The sequence below is a fragment of the Micromonospora sp. WMMD730 genome (assembly GCF_049178955.1).
GTDB classification, from domain to species: Bacteria; Actinomycetota; Actinomycetes; order Mycobacteriales; family Micromonosporaceae; genus Micromonospora; species Micromonospora wenchangensis.
The window spans coordinates 817,663-834,826 of the sequence record NZ_JBMHML010000002.1; the positions used below are offsets into that span (position 1 = coordinate 817,663).

14 protein-coding genes are annotated in these 17,164 nt (G+C 75.1%); 4 read left to right on the forward strand and 10 right to left on the reverse strand.

Annotated features, from left to right (window positions below):
* Positions 1–113 precede the first annotated feature (113 nt).
* Complete coding sequence (locus tag ACN265_RS03795) at positions 114–872, forward strand: hypothetical protein (RefSeq protein ID WP_421406040.1); 759 nt, start codon at positions 114–116, stop codon at positions 870–872.
* On the opposite strand, the gene ACN265_RS03800 is transcribed toward ACN265_RS03795, so the two are convergent.
* The 8 genes from ACN265_RS03800 to glpK form a co-directional block, all read right to left on the reverse strand.
* Positions 823–2,007 carry a hypothetical protein gene (locus tag ACN265_RS03800; RefSeq protein WP_421406041.1) on the reverse strand — a complete coding sequence of 395 codons (1,185 nt, stop codon included), beginning with the start codon at positions 2,005–2,007 and terminating at the stop codon, positions 823–825. The two genes, ACN265_RS03795 and ACN265_RS03800, sit on opposite strands and share 50 nt — an antisense overlap.
* Positions 2,004–3,239 carry a type VII secretion protein EccE gene (locus tag ACN265_RS03805; protein ID WP_421406043.1) on the reverse strand — a complete coding sequence of 412 codons (1,236 nt, stop codon included), beginning with the start codon at positions 3,237–3,239 and terminating at the stop codon, positions 2,004–2,006. The genes ACN265_RS03800 and ACN265_RS03805 overlap by 4 nt, the downstream gene beginning before the upstream one ends.
* A 109-nt stretch (positions 3,240–3,348) precedes the next feature.
* On the reverse strand, positions 3,349–4,347 hold the full coding sequence (locus ACN265_RS03810; RefSeq protein WP_421406044.1) for a glycoside hydrolase family 26 protein: 999 nt from the start codon (positions 4,345–4,347) through the stop codon (positions 3,349–3,351).
* The gene (locus ACN265_RS03815) at positions 4,344–6,005 is read right to left on the reverse strand and encodes a glycosyltransferase family 2 protein (RefSeq protein WP_421406045.1); all 1,662 of its coding nucleotides are present in this window, start codon (positions 6,003–6,005) and stop codon (positions 4,344–4,346) included. Before ACN265_RS03815 ends, ACN265_RS03810 begins: the two co-directional genes overlap by 4 nt.
* A gap of 374 nt (positions 6,006–6,379) precedes the next feature.
* Entirely contained in the window at positions 6,380–7,945 is a 1,566-nt protein-coding gene (locus ACN265_RS03820) for a glycosyltransferase family 39 protein (protein WP_421406046.1), read from the reverse strand.
* A gap of 5 nt (positions 7,946–7,950) precedes the next feature.
* Positions 7,951–9,618 (reverse strand): right-handed parallel beta-helix repeat-containing protein, encoded by a 1,668-nt coding sequence (locus ACN265_RS03825; protein ID WP_421406048.1) that lies wholly within the window; start codon positions 9,616–9,618, stop codon positions 7,951–7,953.
* Positions 9,619–9,716: 98 nt separating this feature from the next.
* Positions 9,717–11,498, reverse strand: a complete 1,782-nt coding sequence (locus tag ACN265_RS03830; RefSeq protein ID WP_421406050.1) for a hypothetical protein — start codon at positions 11,496–11,498, stop codon at positions 9,717–9,719.
* A 72-nt stretch (positions 11,499–11,570) separates the two neighbouring features.
* Positions 11,571–13,055, reverse strand: a complete 1,485-nt coding sequence (gene glpK / locus ACN265_RS03835) for a glycerol kinase GlpK (protein WP_421406051.1) — start codon at positions 13,053–13,055, stop codon at positions 11,571–11,573.
* A gap of 63 nt (positions 13,056–13,118) precedes the next feature.
* On the opposite strand from glpK, the gene ACN265_RS03840 reads away from it, so the two are divergent.
* Complete coding sequence (locus ACN265_RS03840) at positions 13,119–14,057, forward strand: ribose-phosphate diphosphokinase (protein ID WP_204926816.1); 939 nt, start codon at positions 13,119–13,121, stop codon at positions 14,055–14,057.
* 87 nt (positions 14,058–14,144) lie between these two features.
* Here the strand turns inward: ACN265_RS03840 and ACN265_RS03845 are convergent, their stop codons facing one another.
* A complete protein-coding gene (locus ACN265_RS03845) occupies positions 14,145–14,579 on the reverse strand; it encodes an ATP-binding protein (protein ID WP_204926817.1) in 435 nt (144 codons plus the stop codon).
* Between the two features lie 121 nt (positions 14,580–14,700).
* Between ACN265_RS03845 and macS the strand changes: the two genes are divergently transcribed.
* Positions 14,701–15,831 (forward strand): MacS family sensor histidine kinase, encoded by a 1,131-nt coding sequence (macS, locus tag ACN265_RS03850; protein ID WP_421406053.1) that lies wholly within the window; start codon positions 14,701–14,703, stop codon positions 15,829–15,831.
* The gene (locus tag ACN265_RS03855; protein WP_204926819.1) at positions 15,828–16,496 is read left to right on the forward strand and encodes a response regulator; all 669 of its coding nucleotides are present in this window, start codon (positions 15,828–15,830) and stop codon (positions 16,494–16,496) included. Before macS ends, ACN265_RS03855 begins: the two co-directional genes overlap by 4 nt.
* 46 nt (positions 16,497–16,542) lie before the next feature.
* Here the strand turns inward: ACN265_RS03855 and ACN265_RS03860 are convergent, their stop codons facing one another.
* On the reverse strand, positions 16,543–17,115 hold the full coding sequence (locus ACN265_RS03860; RefSeq protein ID WP_421406054.1) for a DUF5709 domain-containing protein: 573 nt from the start codon (positions 17,113–17,115) through the stop codon (positions 16,543–16,545).
* Positions 17,116–17,164: the final 49 nt, after the last annotated feature.

Consider the following 17,164-nt stretch of genomic DNA (forward strand, 5'->3'; position numbering starts at 1 on the left):
GGGGGCCGATATGGCGGCGTCTGCCCCGCTCCGATGCCGCTATATCGCCGCAATGGCCACCCGGCTCACCTGAGCGGGCGGCCCGCCCCGGTCGGACGGGTTACGCTGCGCCGGTGAGCCGCCGTGACCGGTACCGGGTCGAGCTGCGGGCCGGCGCGCCCGCCGGGTGGCCGGCGTACCTGCGGGAGCGGTCGGGGTTGCCGGGGCCGCGCGCCAACCTCGAACTCGCCCAGGCCGTCGCCGACGAGGGTGACGCCGACACGTTCGACGGTCTGCTCGCCACCGACGACGAGTACCTGGTCTTCTGCGGTGTGCTCGGCCTCGGTCGGCTGCTGGCCGACGGCCCGCCGGCCCGGACCCGCAGGCGCATCGAGGCGCGCCTGCACGGGCACGCCACCGACCCCCGCTGGCGGGTACGCGAGGCGGTGGCCCTGGCGTTGCAGCGGCTCGGCGACGCCGACCTGCCGCGCCTGCTCGACCTCGGCACGACCTGGGTCGGGGACCCGCACCCGCTGGTCCGGCGGGCGGCCGTCGCGGCCGTGTGTGAACCGCGCCTGCTCGCCGCCCGGGAGGCCGCCGCCCGCGCCGTCGACCTGTGCGGACGGGCGACGGCGGGCCTGGCGGCGCTGCCGGCCGACCAGCGCCGCGACGAGGGCGTCCGGGCGTTGCGGCAGGCGTTGGGCTACTGCTGGAGCGTCGCGGTGGCCGCCGATCCGGCCGGTGGCCTGCCGGCGTTCCGGGCGCTGGCCGCCGTCGACGACAGCGACGTGGCCTGGATCGTCCGCGAGAACGGCCGGAAGAAACGCCTGGCCGGGCTGCTCGTCAGCGACGCGGCGCGCCCAGCAGGTGCTGCTCCACCGGGGTCTGACTGATCCACAGGTGCCGGTCCGTGCCGCCACCGACCAGGGTGAGCATGTCGTCGGCCATCACCTGGAGGAACCGGCCGCTGTCCGGGGGCAGCCGCAGCGCCTGCTGCGCCGCCGCGGACTCGTCGGCCCAGAGCCGTTGCAGCACGCAGAGGTCGCTGTCACGCAGGGCGGACACGCTGCCGGGATCGAGCCGCCGCACCACGGTCAGCTCGGCCTGCCACGCGCCGAGGGGTGCCGCCCCGAACGCGGCCGGGCCGTGGGACGCGGCAGCCCCGGGCCGGCCCGCGCCGGGCGGCAGCTCGCGCACGATCAGGGTGGGCTGCCCGGCGGTTCCGGCGGCGGGCACCGGCCGGTCGTCGGCGCGTACCTCGACCCGGTCGGCGGCCCGGCCGAGCGCCGCCGGGCCGAACCCGGCCCAGGTGGTCGGCTCGGTGGTGAGCACGACGACCCGGGCACCCAGGGCCAGCGCCCGGAACGCGACGAGCTGACCCGCCCACACCCCGCCGACCAGGGCGACCCGGGTCGGTTCCGGGCGGAACAGCCGGATGGTGACCGCCGCCCGGCGGCGGTCGGCACCGAGCACCAGACCGGCCGGGAGCGGGCTCGGGCTGAGCCGGGCGAGAGCTGCCGGGGAGACCGCGTGGGTGCCGATCCGCAGCCGGGGCAGCCGGCCGGAGGGCCCGCCCCGACCGGGCGCGTCCCCAACCTCGGAACGGTGGGCCGGCGGTGGGCCGGGGGGAGCGGACGGGTGGCTCTCCGGGGCGGCCAGCGGACTGGCCAGGGCCCGGGTCAGCGGGTCGGCGGTGGCGAGCGCGGTCGCGGCGGCGGCACCGGCCGCGTCGGCCCCGGCCTCCGCGTCGACCCGGGCGCGCGGCGCACCCAGCACCGGCGCGTCCGCTCCGACCGGCGGCGCGGTGACCGGTGGTGCGGCCACCGGCGGCGGTACGGCGGCCGGGGCGACCGCCCCACCCGGGTACGCCCCGGCCACCGCCGGCCCACCCCCCGGGTACGGCTCACCGGCCGGCCCCTGCGGGTACGGCCCGCCGGACGGGTCCCGGTACGGCCCGGCCGGCTGGTCGGCGGAGGTGCCGAAGGTGGCCGGCACCGCCGTACGCCGTTCGTCTCCAGGGCCGGTCATCCCGCGCCACCTCCCGTCGGTGCCGACGCGTACACCGCCGGGCCGTGTTCGCCGTCGAGCGGGAAGAGTTCCCCGCCGGCCTGCCGTACCCCGTCGACCGCCGGCCCGCACAACTGCGGCAGCAGCTCCGCCGGCCCGGTGACCCGGACCAGGCCCCGCAGGTCGAGATCCTCACCCGGCCCGTTCGTGGCCACCGTCAACGACACCGTCACCAGCGACGTCGGCAGGGTCTCCAGCCAGCCGAGCATGGCCGCCGCCCGGTCGACGGGCGGCCAGCGGCGGATCCAGAACGTGCGGTGCGCGTGCGGGCCGCAGTGCCACGCCGACCACTCCTCACGGACCCCGGCCGTGCCGGCCGGGGTGCCGGGGGTGAAGCCGCAGGACCGGCCGACGGCGGCGAGCAGGCCGTGCGCGTCCAGCAGCCGGTGCCCGACCCCGTTGCGGCGCAGCGACCTGCCGGTCTGCCGGGCCAGCGCGGCCACCACCGAGGGGGCGACACCCAGGTCGACCGCGTAGTCGCCGACCGCCTCGGCCAGCGCGCGGGCGTCCAGCCGGACCGCCACCCAGGTCGACCGTCCGGCCGGGACCGGGGTGCCGCCGAGACCGGCCAGCAGCTGCCGGTAGGACTCCCGCGCCGGGGCGGTCGGGTCGTCGCTCGGACCGCCGGCCGGCACGGTGCTGGTCACCACCTGGAGCACGGTGCCCGGCTGGCCGGACTCGGCGAGCGCGGTGGCCAGCACGTCCAGCGGCAGGCCGGCCGGCGCGTCACCGGTCGGCCCGGAACCGTCGACGGCGGCCACCGCGAACCAGCCGGCGTCGTCGCGGGCCACCCCGATCCGGGCGCCGTCGGCCATCGTCACGGTGCCCACCGACAGGCCGGGGGCGAGTCGTTGCAGGGCGTCCAACCCCGGGTCGGCGGCGACCGGGACCGCCGCGGCGGCCCGTCGCCGCTGGTGCCGGGCCAGCGCCCGCCTCTCCAGCCACCAGCGGCCCCGCGAGCGCAGGAACACCACGGTCAGCAGGAGTACGCCGCACAGCGCGGCGACGACCAGCACCGGCATGCCGAACAGTCCACTGGCGAGGACGCCGAGCAGCACCGCCTCCAGCAGCAGCAGTTGCAGCACGTGCAACTCGCCGATCCGGCCGGGCCGGCGGCGGGGAGCCAGGTGTACGCGGGTGTCGGGGCCGTCCGGCCGGAGTGCGGCACCTGCCGGCCGTGGTGCTCCGGTCATCTCCGGCTGCCCCCCAGACGCCTCGACCCGTTCGGCCCGCCCACGGCGGGCCGCCCTCATCATAGGAACCCGACGCAGCGCCCCGGGGCCCGTGGGTGGGCGGCCCGGGTCAGTTGACCCGGAAGCCGATCCGGGGGTCGGCCGCCGCGCCGGACCGGTACGCGGCGAGCGCCGGCTTGTCCGAGTCGATCACCCAGTCGCCGGAGCCCTTCTGGTTGAAGTAGACGAAACCCAGCAGGTCGGGTCGTTTCCGCATGGCGGTGAAGAGTTCGCCGACCGCCCGGCGACGCATCGCGCCCGGCTCGGACCCGGTCTCCACGATCAGCAACGGTCGGGCGGTGAACTTCCGGACCTGGGTGATGGTGGGGCCGAACAGGTCGTCGAAGGTCTGCTCGCCACGCCTGGTGAAGTAGCCGTCGATGCCGACCCAGTCCACGTACGCGTCGCCGGGGTAGAGCGGGGCGAGCTTCACCGACGGGACCGGGTTGACCACGTTCGGGGTCCAGGTCCAGATCACGTTCGTGGCGTCGGCGCTGGCGAAGACGGCGTGGATGTGCCGCCAGGCGGCCACGAACTCCTTGGCGGTGTTGTCGTGCGCGCCCCAGGAGTACCAGTGGCCGTTCATCTCGTGCGCGATGGTGAGCGCCACCGGCAGGTTGAGCCGGCGTACCGCGACGGCGAACTCCACCAGGTACGGGTCGTGCCGTCCGGCCGCGATGTCCTTCAGTTTCGCCTTGAACGGTTCCCAGCGGACGATCGGCAGTGCGCCGTACCGGTGGACCCGGCGGACCTCGGCGGCGGCGAACTCGTCGTCGAAGCTCTCGTAGATGGTGATGATGTTGGGTTTGCTGCCGACCAGGTCGGCGAAGCGGTCGACCCGGCTCATGTCCTGCGGCGCGCCGCTGAGCGCCACCCCCAGGTAGCGACCCTGCGGCTGGACCAGCGGGCCGACGTCGTACGCCGGGGGCGGGCCGGTGGGGGAGGCCGACGCGCTGGGTTCGGTGGCGAAGCGGGCCGGCCGGCTGGCCGGGCTGGGCGCGAGCGCTGCGTAGCCGAAGACCCCGAGCACGAACATCGTGACGATGGTGAACAGGTGGCGGGAGGTCACCGGGAACGCTCCGGCCGGATGTCCCGCGCCGGCTTCACCAGCAGCGCCTGCAACGCGACGGCCAGGTAGAACGCGCCACCGAGGAAGGCCGGCGCGAAGGTCCACAGGTCGTCGGTGATCATCCGGTGGGCCGCCAGCCCGGTCCACAGTGCTCCGCTGCCCGCCGTGCAGACGGCCATTCCCCACCACAGTCGACCCGTCCTGTTCTTCCGTCCCGTGCCGCCGGTGGGCTGCCAGCCCATGCTCTGCCCGCGCAGCAGGTCCCAGATGGCGAAGGCGTGCGACCAGCCGTAGATCATCTTCACGGTCCACGCCTCCACCCGGTACGCGCACCGGTGCCACAGCGGGAACACCACCAGGTTGTAGACCAGGCTCGGCACGATCCACAGGTAGTTCGCCGGGGCCACCGACTGCGGGAACCAGGCCAGCAGCACGATCGGCACCAGCGGTCCGACGAAGGTGAACAGCGCCGTGTGCAGGTAGTAGCAGAACCCGGAGAGGTACGACAGCCGGGTGCGCAGCCGCATCCGGGTGTTCCAGAACTTCGTCGACCCGAGCAGGCTCATCGAGCCGGCGCACCAGCGGTACTGCTGGGTGAAGAACGAGTTGACGTCGGCCGGGCACAGACCGGTGGCCAGCGGCACCGGAAGGTACCGCAACCGCCAGCCGCGCCGGCGCATGTCGAACCCGGTGTGTACGTCCTCCGAGTGCTCGATCAGCGTGGAACCGCCGATCGCGTCGAGCGCCTCCCGACGGTAGAGCGCGCAACTGCCGACGCAGATCGCCGCCTCGTGGTGCTGCCGGGACACCTGCACCATCCGGTAGAACAGCTCCTGCACCGCCCCGGCCCCGCGCTCCAGCCAGCCCTGGCCGGAGTGCACCCGGAAGTACTGCGGGGACTGCACGATCCCGAGATCCGGCTCGGCGGCCAGGTAGGGCACCATCTCGTCGAGCATGTCGTGCCGGGGGGTGAAGTCGGCGTCCAGCACCAGGATGTGCTCGCCCAGCGTGCGCTGGTACGCGTACCGCATGTTGCCGGCCTTCTTGTACCAGCCCCGGTTGGGGCGGCGCTGGTAGACGAAGCCGAAGGCGAGCGCCATCGCCTCCCGCTCGTCGGTGGCCGAGTCGTCGAGCACGTAGACGTGCACCCGGCCCGGGTAGTGGTCGACCATCCGGCTGACGTGCTCCCAGGTGTTGCGCAGCACCTCGGTCGCCTCGCCGCAGACCGGCAGGAACACGTCCACCGACGGGTGCACGGGCGGCTGGAAGTCGCGGACCAGGCGGCGGTGCCGGTCCAGGTCGAACCCGGGCGTGCCGATGTTCACCGTCGCCGAGATCAGGTAGTAGAGGACGGTGAAGCCGAACAGCGGCAGCAGCGCCAGCAGCCAGGGCGCCATCCGGACGAAGAGCAACTGGCTGGTGAGCAGCCCGGTGAAGCTGACGAACGAGGCGATCATCAGCACCGGTAGCCGGCGGTGCCGGTAGGCGGACTTCTCGTCGTCGTCCGGCGGCAGCGGCAGGGACGGGTCGACGCTCGCCGGTCGCCCCAGCGTCGCCGGTGCCACCGCGTCCCGCGCCGACGGCCCCACCGGGGCCGGTGCCGCAGTGGTCGGTGCGGCAGGGGCCGGCACCGCCGACGGCCCGCGCGGGATCGGCACCGGCGCCGGACCCCGACGCGTCGGCACCGTCACCGGGCCCCCCGCAGCGGGGGCCGGCAGCGGAGCGCGCGTGGCGGGGACCACCGCCGGGGGACGCGCGGGCGGAGCCGCCCTCGGCCCGCGCGGCGTCGGCACGGCCGGGTCCCGCAGACCCGGTCCGGTCATCCCACCCGGCGACGTCGGCGGTTCCACCGGGCGACCCCCTGCGGTCCGCCCCGGCCACGGCGGCGGCACCGCAGCGCGCCGCGGGGCCGGATCCCGCCCCGGCACCGGTCCGCGCTGCGGGGCCGGGCGCGGGGACGCCGGGTCGGGCGGCGGCACCGGACGGTGGAACTCCGTCGTCTCGTCGGTGCGGCCCCTGCCGGCCCGGGTGCTCACTTCGTCACCTCGGGCTTACGCACCAGCAGCCCGATGCTGAAACCCCGGACCCGCCAGGTGCGGTCGACGACGTACGGCTTGAGCGCGGCCTCCTTCGCCGGCCCGATCCGCTGCACCGGATCGTCGAGGGCTCCCTTGCGGACGACCCACACCCGCTCCGGCCGCCCCAGACACACCGGCACGTCCCGGTCGGCGCACTCCCGCGCGCCCAGGGTGCCCTGCCGGCGGGCCGGAACGGTCATCAGCACGTCCCGGGGTCGCCAGCTCTCGTCGACGTACCGGTTCACCGCGTCCCGGCTGGTGCGCTGGTCACCGGCGTCGAACGGGCCGTACACCAGGATGTCGCCGGGACGCGCGTGCGCCCGCAGCACGGCGGCGATGTCCTTGGTGCCCTGGCCGTGGCCGGTGACGCCCCGGATCTCGACCTGCACCGGGATGCCGAGCAGACCGACCGCCAGCATCGCGGCGGTGCCCCGCAGCAGCGAACTGCGCCGCAACGCCAGCGAGGCGACGAGCGCCCAGGCCGGCACCGTGAACAGCAGGTAGCGCGGCAGCCAGAGCGGGGTGAGCTGGGCGGCGAGCAGCAGGCCGACGGTGGGCAGCACCAGCCAGGCGGTGGCCACCGCCGACCGCTCCTTCATCGACATGCCGAGGAAGGCCAGGGCGAGCACCGCACCGGCGAGCAGCGGCCCGCCGAACAGCGCCTCCGGCGTGTCGACCAGCCGGTCCAGGGTGACCGGGGGAATCCAGTTGATCTGCGTACCGGTCTGCTGCCGGCCCAGCCAGAGGACGGGCAGCACGGGCAGCGTGCCGGCGGCGGCCGCGCCGAGCCAGCCGACGAAGCCGCGCCGACGCTGCGCCCCCCGCCAGGCCACCAGCGCGTGTGCGACGAGCAGCAGCAGGCCCACCAGGTGCATCAGCCCCAGCACCGCCACCACGGCGGAATACCCCAGGTAGCGCAGGAACCGGGGCCGTTCCAGCAGCCGGAGCAGCAGCAGGGTGGCCAGCGCCGCGGCGCACACCGCGAGCGCGTACGGCCGGGCCTCCTGCGCGTACCGGGAGGTCGTCGGCAGCACCGCGAACAGCAGGCCGGCGACCAGCCCGACCCGCAGCCCGCCGATCCGCAGACCGATCGCGGCGACCAGGCCGGCCGCCGCCGCCATGGCCAGCAGCGACGGCACCCGCAACGCGACGTCGGAGCTGCCGGCCAGCGTCACCCAGCCGCGCATCAGCAGGTAGTACGGGCCGATGGAGGCGTCGACGTTGCGCAGCACCGCCACGAAGTCGTCGAACCCGACGGTGACCATGCCCCAGGTGGCCAGCTCGTCCTCCCACAGGCCGGGCCGGTTCAGCCCGACCCCGCCGAGGACGGCGACCACGGCCATCGGCAGCAGCCGGGCCAGGTGCCGCAGCCAGGGTGCGTCCAGCGGTTCCGGCGGGGCCGGCTGGTCGGCCTCGGTGGGCCGCCACGGGGCGGCCGGCTCGGGTGGCGCGTCGCGGACCCGGACGATCAGGGCGGTCGGCGCGTCGCTGCGGGCACCGGTGCCCCCGATGGGTGACATCCCGCTCACCGGGTGGCGGCGAGCAGGTCGTCCAGGACGAGGGTGCGCAGGTCGTCCCGGCTCGGCATCCGGCCCAGCGCGCGCAGCCGCCCGGACTGCGCCTTGCGCATGCCCTCCAGCAGCTTGCGGGCCTCCCGGGCGTTGCCGAAGTTCTGGTCCCGTTCGATCTGGCCGAACCATTCGAGCAGCCCGTCGGCCAGCCCGTCGGCGAGCAGGTACTCGTCGGTGCGGGCGATCCGGCCGACGATGTCGACCAACTGGACCGGGCTGTAGTTCTCGAACTCCAGCGTCTTGGCGAACCGGGACGCCAGGCCGGAGTTGGCGTCCAGGAAGGCGGCCATCTCGGTGGTGTACCCGGCGACGATCACCGCCACCTGGTCCCGGTGGTCCTCCATCAGCTTGACCAGGGTGTCGATCGCCTCCTGGCCGAAGTCGCCGCCGGCACCCCCGGCCCGGGAGAGGGTGTACGCCTCGTCGATGAACAGCACCCCGCCCAGCGCCTCGGTGAACACCGACGAGGTCTTCTCGGCGGTGTGCCCGATGTACTGGCCGACCAGATCCCGCCGGGACACCTCCCGGAACTGGCCGTTCGGCAGCACCCCGAGGGCCTTGAGCAACTGCCCGTAGACCCGGGCCACCGTCGTCTTGCCGGTGCCCGGCGCGCCCGTGAAGATCAGGTGGTGGCTGACCGCGCCCACCGCCAGCCCGGCGTTGCGTCGCCACTCGTTGACCTGGATCTCGTCGATCAACGAGCGCACCTCGGCCTTCACCCCGGCCAGCCCGATCATCGAGTCGAGTTCGGCGAGCAGTTCCTCGACCTTCTGCTCGTCCTGACCGACGGTGCCGCCGCCCGCGCTCACCCCGGCCGTCGGCCGTCCGCCCGCCTCCGCCGCCCGGAACACGGTGCCGGCGCCCTCCGCGATCCGGACGCCCGGGGCGGCGGTCTGCTCCGTACGGCAGCCCTCGACCGTGCCGCCGCAGCCCCGGCCGACGTCGATGCCGACGCCCCGGGTGTCGTGCACCCAGCAGTCCACGATGGAGGGGCTGCTCTGCAACGCGACCACGATGCCCGCGTCGCCGGTGCCGGAGACGTCGCAGCGTTCGATGGTGGGGCGGGCCGCCTGGTAGACGTACACACCCCGGAAGCCGGCGGCGGCGACCGTGCAGTTGCGGATGGTCGGGTCGGCCCCGAGCCGCACGATGATCCCGTCGTCGGTGACGTCGCGGATCTCGCACTGCTCGACCGTGCCGCCCGCGTCCGAGACGACCAGCCCGTGCTGGCCGCCGGTGACGGTGACCTCGACGGCCTCGATCCGGGCCCCGTCGCGTACCGACACGGCTGCGGCGTACCCGGCGCTGGCCTGGCACTTCTCCATGCGCAGCCGACCGCCGACCGCCTCCACCGCCGGAAAGTCGCCGCCCTGCACGACCAGCCCCTCCAGCAGTACCTCGCCGCCGGTGCAGGCCACCGTCGGCCGTCCGGCGGCCCGACCGTCCACGATGACCGAGCCCGGCTCGCCGGCTGCCACCAGCCGGACCCGCCGGTCGTCGAGCCGGAGCGACTCGGCGTAGACGCCGGGGGCGATCGAGACGACCGTGTCGTCCGGCGCGATCTCCAACGCATCCGTGATGGTCGGACAGGCCCCGGCTCGGTCAGGGGAGACAGTCAGCATGCGCACATGGCCCCGCTCGGTCGTGGAAGGACGGACCGGTTCGTCGTCGACGTCCGGTCGAAGGGTACCGGTCGAGCAGGGGTGGCCTCGCCCCCGCGTCAGATGGTGAAGGTGGCCTCCCGCACCGAGGCGGCCACCTTGCGTACCTCGTCCGCGCGGTCCAGGGGCGCGGTCATCCGCAGCACCAGTTGCCTGTCGATCGCGTCCTCCGGCACGCTGCGCCAGTAGGAGAGGTAGACCAGCCCGTAGCGCGGCGCGCCGTCCACCCGGGCCGTCTCCGCCCAGGTGGTGAAATCGCCGCTGCGGATCCACTGCAACCCCCATGCCTCCTCCTGCCGGCGCAGCGCGGTGCGGCGCTGGTCGGTGCAGAGCCGGGGGCACTGCCGGACGATCAGGTCGCCACCGATGATCGACCCGTCGGCGGCCGGGACGCCGCACCGGTAGTGCGCCGAGCCGCCGGTGCGGCCGGCCTCGGTGCAGTTCCAGCCGGTGGGCACCCGGAAACTGAAGTCGACCCCGGCCAGGCCGGTGATCTCCCGGGTCGGCTCGGTGCGGGCGAAGGTGGGCGCCCCGGCGGGCCAGCCGCCACCGACCGGCGGCTCCACCCCCGGCCGGCGTGGCGGCGTGGCCGGCAGCCCCAGGTCGGCGCTCGGTGTCGCGGTGGCCGGCGCGGCGACGGTGGCCGGCCCGTCGCCCGACCGGTCGGCGGCGAGGTAGCCACCCGCCGCCCCGATCGCCGCCGCGAGCAGGGCCACCAACACCGACCACAGTACGGCCCGACCCCGCCCGCGCGCCGGCCCCGCGACCGGGGGGAACGGTGCCGGCGGGTACGGCGCGAGGGCCGTCGGCGGGTACGGCGGTCCCGCCCGCTGCGGCACCACCGGCGCGGGCACCGCCTGCTGCGGGCCGGCCTGGGGTGGGGCTGCCTGCTGTGGGCCGACCTGCTGCCGGGCTGTCTGCTGACCGGCCTGGTGCGGGGCCGCTTGGTGTGGACCGACCTGCTGCGGGCCGGCCTGGTGTGGGGTGACCTGCGGCAGAGCGGCCTGGTGCGGACCGGCCTGTTGCCGGGCTGCTTGCCGACCGGCCTGCTGCGGTGCTGCCTGGTGTGGGCCGGCCTGCGGCAGAGTGGCCTGGTGCGGTGCGGTCTGGTGCGGGGTCGCCGGGTGGGGCGGGGCGGTCGTGCGGGGTGGGGTCGTGCGGGGTGGGGTCGTGCGGGGTGCGGCACCCGGCGGCACCGTGCCGCCCGTGGCCGACGCGACAGGCCCGGTCGACGCGACATTGCCGGGCGACGCGACCGGCCCGGTCGGCGCTCCGTGGCCCGTCGGCGAAGCAGGCCCGGTGGATGCGGCGGCTCCGGTCGACGGGGCGGGCACCGGCGGTAGGGTCCTCCCCGGCCGGGCCGCGCCCGCCGGCCCGGCGGTGGGCCGCCCCTCCGGTGCCGGTGTCCCGCCGGCCCCGGCGGCGACCGGTGCTCCGGCAACCGGCGTTGCGGCGACCGGAGCCCCGGCGGTCGGCCGGTGTGCCGGGTCGGACACGCCGGCCGGTCCGACCCGGGGGCCACCGGCCGGGGGCTCCCCGGCCGGGACGAGGCGCTGCCCCAACGCGAGGAAGACGTGCGCGGCCCCGGCACCCTGCTCGGCGGCGCAGGCCACCCAGGGCATCGGACCGGTGTGGTTGGCCCCGGTGATCGGCAGGCCGTCGGAGCGGGCCAGGGTGTTGGCCGCCGCGGCGAACGCCTCCCGCCAGCCGCCCTCGGCGGCGGCCGGCGCGAGCACGGCGACGGTGAACGGCCGCTCGGCGGCGTCCCGTGCGGCCCAGACCTCGCCCAGCTCGCACGAGCTGAGCCTGCGGTGCAGCGCGTACGGACCGACTGTCTGCATGTGGCATCCCCCCGGCCGATCGTATCGGTCGGGCACGACGCGGACCGGTCGACGGACGGGCCGCCGCCGGAGTCAGTCGACCCAGTCGAGGGTGCGGTCGACCGCCTTGCGCCACCGGCCCAGTTCCCGCTCCCGGTGCGCCGGGTCCATCCGGGACTCCCACTGCGCGTCGGAGCGCCACTGTGCGCGCAGGGTGGCCAGGTCGGGCCAGAAACCGACCGCCAGGCCGGCCGCGTACGCCGCGCCGAGGCAGGTGGTCTCGGTGATCCGGGAGCGGACCACCGGCACCGCCAGCACGTCGGCGAGGAACTGCATCAGCAGCCCGTTGGCGGTCATTCCACCGTCGACCCGCAGCCGGCGCAGCGCCACGTCGGAGTCGGCGTTCATCGCGTCGACCACCTCGCGGGTCTGCCAGGCCGACGCCTCCAGCGCCGCCCGCGCCAGGTGCCCCTTGGTGATGTAGCCGGTCAGGCCGGCGATCACCCCCCGGGCGTCGCTACGCCAGTGCGGCGCGAACAGCCCGGAGAAGGCGGGCACCACGTAGCAGCCCCCGTTGTCGTCCACGGTGGCGGCCAGCTCCTCGACCTCGGCCGCCGAGGAGATCAATCCGAGGTTGTCCCGCAGCCACTGCACCAGCGACCCGGTCACCGCGATCGCCCCCTCCAGGGCGTACGCGGCCGGCTGGCCGTCGATCCGGTAGGCCACCGTGGTCAGCAGGCCGTGGCTGGACGGCACCGGGCTGGCCCCGGTGTTGAGCAGCAGGAAACTCCCGGTGCCGTAGGTGCACTTCGCCTCGCCTGGCTGGAAACAGGTCTGCCCGAACAGGGCCGCCTGCTGGTCGCCGAGCGCGCTGGCCACCGGCACCCCGTCGAGCACCCCGTGGGCCGTTCCGTAGACCTCCGCCGAGCTGCGGATCTGCGGCAGCATCGCGGCCGGGATGCGCAGCGCGTCGAGCAGCTCCGGGTCCCAGTCGAGGGTCTCCAGGCTCATCAGCATGGTCCGGCTGGCGTTGGTGACGTCGGTGACGTGCCGTCCGGTCAGCTTCCAGATCAGCCAGCTGTCCATCGTGCCGAACAGCACCTCGCCCCGTTCGGCGCGGTCCCGCAGCCCGTCGACGTCGTCCAGCAGCCAGCGCAGCTTGGGGCCGGCGAAGTAGGTGGCCAGGGTGAGCCCGGTGCGGGCGCGCAGCCGCTCCTCGCCGTACGAGTCGGCCAGTTCGCGCAGTAGCGGGCCGGTGCGGGTGTCCTGCCAGACGACGGCGTTGGCGACGGGTCGGCCGGTGGCCCGGTCCCAGACCACGGTGGTCTCCCGCTGGTTGGTGATGCCGACTGCGGCCAACCCGTCGGGGCCGGTGCCGGCGTCGGCCAGCGCGTCGCGGACCACCCGCTCGACGTTGGCCCAGATCTCCTCGGCGTCGTGCTCGACCCAACCGGGCCGGGGGAAGATCTGCCGGTGCTCGCGTTGCGCGACGGCGACGATCCCACCGGCCCGGTCGAAGACGATGCACCGCGACGAGGTGGTGCCCTGGTCGATGGCGGCGACGTACTCTCCGGTCATTTCGGCACCGTACCCGGCCCGGGTCGACGGGAGAACCGGCACGGTTCCGTACGATCTCCAGACGTGCGCGACATCGCCGTGTTCAGTGGAACCGCCCATCCCGACCTCGCCGCCGAGATCTGTTCCCACCTGGGGGTGCCGCTGCACCCGGTGCGGGTGTCCCGGTTCGCCAACGACTGCCTGGAGGTGCAGTTGCAGGCGAACTGCCGGGAGCGGGACGTCTTCCTGATCCAGCCCCTGGTGCCCCCGGTGCAGGAGAACCTGGTGGAGCTGCTGCTCATGATCGACGCCGCCCGGGGCGCGTCGGCGGGGCGGATCACCGTGGTCCTGCCGCACTACGCGTACGCCCGGTCGGACAAGAAGGACGCCCCGCGCATCTCCATCGGGGCCCGGCTGGTGGCCGACCTGCTCACCTCGGCCGGCGCCCAGCGGGTGTTGGCGATGACCCTGCACTCACCGCAGGTGCACGGCTTCTTCAGCGTCCCGGTCGACCACCTGCACGCCCTGCGCGAGCTGGCCGCCCACTTCCGGGGGTACGACCTGGGTAACACGGTGGTGGTCTCGCCGGATCTGGGCAACGCCAAGGAGGCGGCGGCGTTCGCCCGGATGCTCGGCACCCCGGTCGCGGCCGGGGCGAAGCAGCGGTTCAGCGACGACCGGGTCACCATCAGCACGGTGATCGGTGAGGTGGCCGACCGGGACGTGATCGTGCTGGACGACGAGATCGCCAAGGGCAGCACGGTGGTCGAGCTGATCGGCCACCTGCACCAACGCAACGTCCGGTCGATCCGGCTGGCCTGTACCCACGGCCTGTTCTCCGACGGCGCGCTGACCCGGCTCGCCGCCGTCGACGGGGTACGCGAGATCGTCTGCACCAACACCGTGCCGATCCCCGCGGACAAGCGGGTGCCGGAGCTGACGGTGCTCTCGGTGGCTCCGGCGCTGGCCGAGGCGATGCGTCGCATCCACAACGGCGAGTCGGTCAGCGCCCTGTTCGGCTGACCGTCACCGGCGGGCGGGCCAGGCCGGTGGGCGGACCAGGCCGGTGGGCGGTGTCGGCGAACCGGGCGGCCGGACCGGGCCGGCGGGTCAGGCGAAGAGGGCGCTGATCCGTACGGTGGTGCCGGCCGCGCCGCTCTCGACCTCCATGGCGTCGCTGAGCTCCCGGGCCAGCCAGAGCCCCCAGCCGCCGGCGGTGTCCGGGGCGGGCCGGCTGCGGTCGTCGAGCCGCTGCTCGCTGATGCCGCTGCCGTGGTCGGAGACCTCGCAGACCAGCTCGCCGGCGCGTCGCCAGAGCCGCAGCCAGCCCCGTCCGCCACCGTGCCGCACGGCGTTGGTGATCAACTCGTTGACCGCCAGCACGAAGTCGTCGAGCCGTTGCCCGGCCATGCCGGCCGCGTGCGCGCAGGAGCTGACCGAGTGTCTCAGCTCGGTCACCTGTGCCTGGTCGAACGCCTCGGCGATGAGAAGGGAAGGTTCGATGGGCACCACCGTACGCGGTGTGGGAAGCTCTGCGTTCGTCATGGGCCCTGTCCCGACAGCGATCTCGGAGTTTTTCACGCTATTTCTACCGTACGCCAGGGTTCTCGGGCCCGCACCGACCGGCCCGGCCGGCTGACCTGGGGACTGTGGCATCGTGGCGGCCATGCCGTCGTCCCCGCCGGGAGGTTTCGCCGACCCGCTGTGGCGTTCCGTCGCGGTCTTCCGGTTCGCCTCGCTGGCGTACGTCGGCCTGCTGGTCCTGCGCGACGCCGGCCGGTACGCCCACCCGGTCGCCGCGGGCGGCGTACTGCTGGTGATGCTGGCCTGGTCCGGGGTGACGGCGGTCGGGTACGCCCGGCCGGCCAACCGGCGCTGGCCGCTGCTCCTGGCCGACCTCGGCGTGGTGCTGGCGATCCTGGCGGTCACGCCGTGGGTGGTGGGACGCCCGGCGCTGGCCGCCGGGGTGCCCGCCCTCGCCGTGGCGTGGCTGGCCGGGCCGGTGCTGGCCTGGGCGGTCTCCGGCGGGCGGCGGCGCGGCACGGTGGCCGCGCTGCTGGTCGGCGGCACGGACCTCGTCACCCGGGGCCGGATCGGCCCGTCCTCGCTGACCGGGGCGATCCTGCTGCTGCTCGCCGGCGCGGTGGTGGGGCACGTGGCCCGGCTGGCGGTGAGCACCGAGGAGCGGTTGCAGCGGGCGGTGGAACTGGAGGCGGCGACCCGGGAACGGGAACGGCTGGCCCGGGACATCCACGACTCGGTGCTCCAGGTGCTGTCCCTGGTCCAGCGGCGCGGCGCGCACCTCGACGGGGAGGCCGGTGAGCTGGCCCGGCTCGCCGGCCAGCAGGAGGTGGCATTACGCGCGTTGATCTCCGGGGCCCCGCCGACGTCGCCCGCCGACCCGGGCGACGAGGTCGACCTGCGGTCCCTGCTGTCCGGGTACGCCTCGGCGACGGTGCAGGTCTCCGCCCCGGCGACGCCGGTGCCGCTGCCGGCGTCGGTGGCCCGGGAGGTGGCCGCCGCGACGGCGGCGGCCCTGGACAACGTGCGGCGGCACGCCGACGGGCGGGGCTGGGTGCTCGTCGAGGACGAGGGCGACACGGTGACCGTGTCGGTGCGCGACGCCGGGCCGGGCATTCCGGCGGGCCGGCTGGTCGAGGCCGCCCGGCAGGGCCGGCTGGGGGTGGCGCAGGCCATCCGGGGACGGATGACCGACCTCGGCGGCGAGGTGCGGATCATCTCGACGCCGGGGGAGGGCACCGAGATCGAACTGATGGTGCCGAGGAGGAGCCGATGACCGGGGTGCGGGTGATGGTGGTCGACGACCACCCGATGTGGCGGGAGGGGGTGGCCCGGGACCTCACCGAGGCCGGGCACCTGGTGGTGGCGACCAGCGGTGAGGGCCGCCAGGCGGTCCGGGTGGCCGCCGCCGCCCGACCCGACGTGGTGGTGCTCGACCTCCAACTGCCGGACATCTCCGGGGTGGAGGTGATCCAGGGACTGCGGGCCGCGTTGCCCCGGGTCCGGGTGCTGATGCTGTCGGCCAGCGGCGAACAGCAGGGGGTGCTGGACGCGGTGAAGGCCGGGGCCACCGGCTACCTGCTGAAGTCGGCGGCCCCGGCGGAGTTCCTGGACGCGGTGCGCCGCACGGCCGCCGGTGAACCGGTGTTCACCCCGGGCCTGGCCGGGCTGGTGCTGGGCGAGTACCGGCGGCTCGCCGCGGACCCGCCGGCCGGTGGGTCCGGCGACGACGGGCCCGGAGCGGCCCCCCGGCTCACCGAACGGGAGACCGAGGTGCTGCGGCTGGTGGCGAAGGGGCTGTCCTACAAGCAGATCGCCGGGCGGCTCGGGCTGTCGCACCGCACCGTGCAGAACCACGTGCAGAACACGCTCGGCAAGCTCCAGCTGCACAACCGGGTGGAGCTGACCCGCTACGCGATCGAACGCGGCCTGGACGACTGAGGGCGCGCCCTGGACGACCGAGGGCGCGGCCCTGGACGACCGGGGGTCAGTGCGCCTCGGGCGGCCGGGTCTCGTGGATGGCCAGTTCCTCGGCGCTCGCGCCGCCGCCGGCCGCGCCCGCGTCGTAGGCGATGCTGTCGGTCTCCTGGTCGGTGCGGGCCCCCTCGTCCGGTTCGACGAGCCGACCCACCTGCGCGTCGGCGACCGTGCCGAGCTGACCGTGGTCGTAGAGCGAGACCGGGGAGTTCGGGTCCGAGGTGGGGCCCGGGTCGAGCACGTCGGCGTCGAGCTGGGCCTGCGCGGCGGCCTCCTCGTTCTCCGCCTCGGCGGCGATGTCCGGGTCGACCGGCCCGGCCAGCGGGTCGTCGGCCCGCCGCTCGTACTGCTCGCGGTCGAGCTTGTAGTCCAACGACTCGCCGTCGAGCTGCTCGTCGGCGGTGGTGCCGAAGTGGTCGACGGCCACCGGGGTGCGGTCGCCGGGCAGCTGGGCCGGGTCGGGGCCGTCGGCCTCCCGACCGGTCAGCACGTCGTCGTGGGCGGTCGAGTCGTCGTCGGCGGTGTCGGGCAGGCCGAGCGCCTCGGGGTCGGACACGGGGGTCGGGAACTCGTCGTCGCGCATGGCTGAGCACTACCCACTGGCACGGCCCGGGTAACCGGGTCCCGCTCCC

Bases quoted from the DNA above. Each gene is read 5' to 3' on its own strand.
- glpK (WP_421406051.1), bottom strand. From the start codon at position 13,055: ATGACCGGAGAGTACGTCGCCGCCATCGACCAGGGCACCACCTCGTCG.
- ACN265_RS03830 (WP_421406050.1), bottom strand. From the start codon at position 11,498: ATGCAGACAGTCGGTCCGTACGCGCTGCACCGCAGGCTCAGCTCGTGC.
- ACN265_RS03805 (WP_421406043.1), bottom strand. From the start codon at position 3,239: ATGACCGGAGCACCACGGCCGGCAGGTGCCGCACTCCGGCCGGACGGC.
- ACN265_RS03845 (WP_204926817.1), bottom strand. From the start codon at position 14,579: ATGACGAACGCAGAGCTTCCCACACCGCGTACGGTGGTGCCCATCGAA.
- ACN265_RS03855 (WP_204926819.1), top strand. From the start codon at position 15,828: ATGACCGGGGTGCGGGTGATGGTGGTCGACGACCACCCGATGTGGCGG.
- ACN265_RS03825 (WP_421406048.1), bottom strand. From the start codon at position 9,618: ATGCTGACTGTCTCCCCTGACCGAGCCGGGGCCTGTCCGACCATCACG.
- ACN265_RS03800 (WP_421406041.1), bottom strand. From the start codon at position 2,007: ATGACCGGCCCTGGAGACGAACGGCGTACGGCGGTGCCGGCCACCTTC.
- ACN265_RS03860 (WP_421406054.1), bottom strand. From the start codon at position 17,115: ATGCGCGACGACGAGTTCCCGACCCCCGTGTCCGACCCCGAGGCGCTC.
- ACN265_RS03820 (WP_421406046.1), bottom strand. From the start codon at position 7,945: ATGTCACCCATCGGGGGCACCGGTGCCCGCAGCGACGCGCCGACCGCC.
- macS (WP_421406053.1), top strand. From the start codon at position 14,701: ATGCCGTCGTCCCCGCCGGGAGGTTTCGCCGACCCGCTGTGGCGTTCC.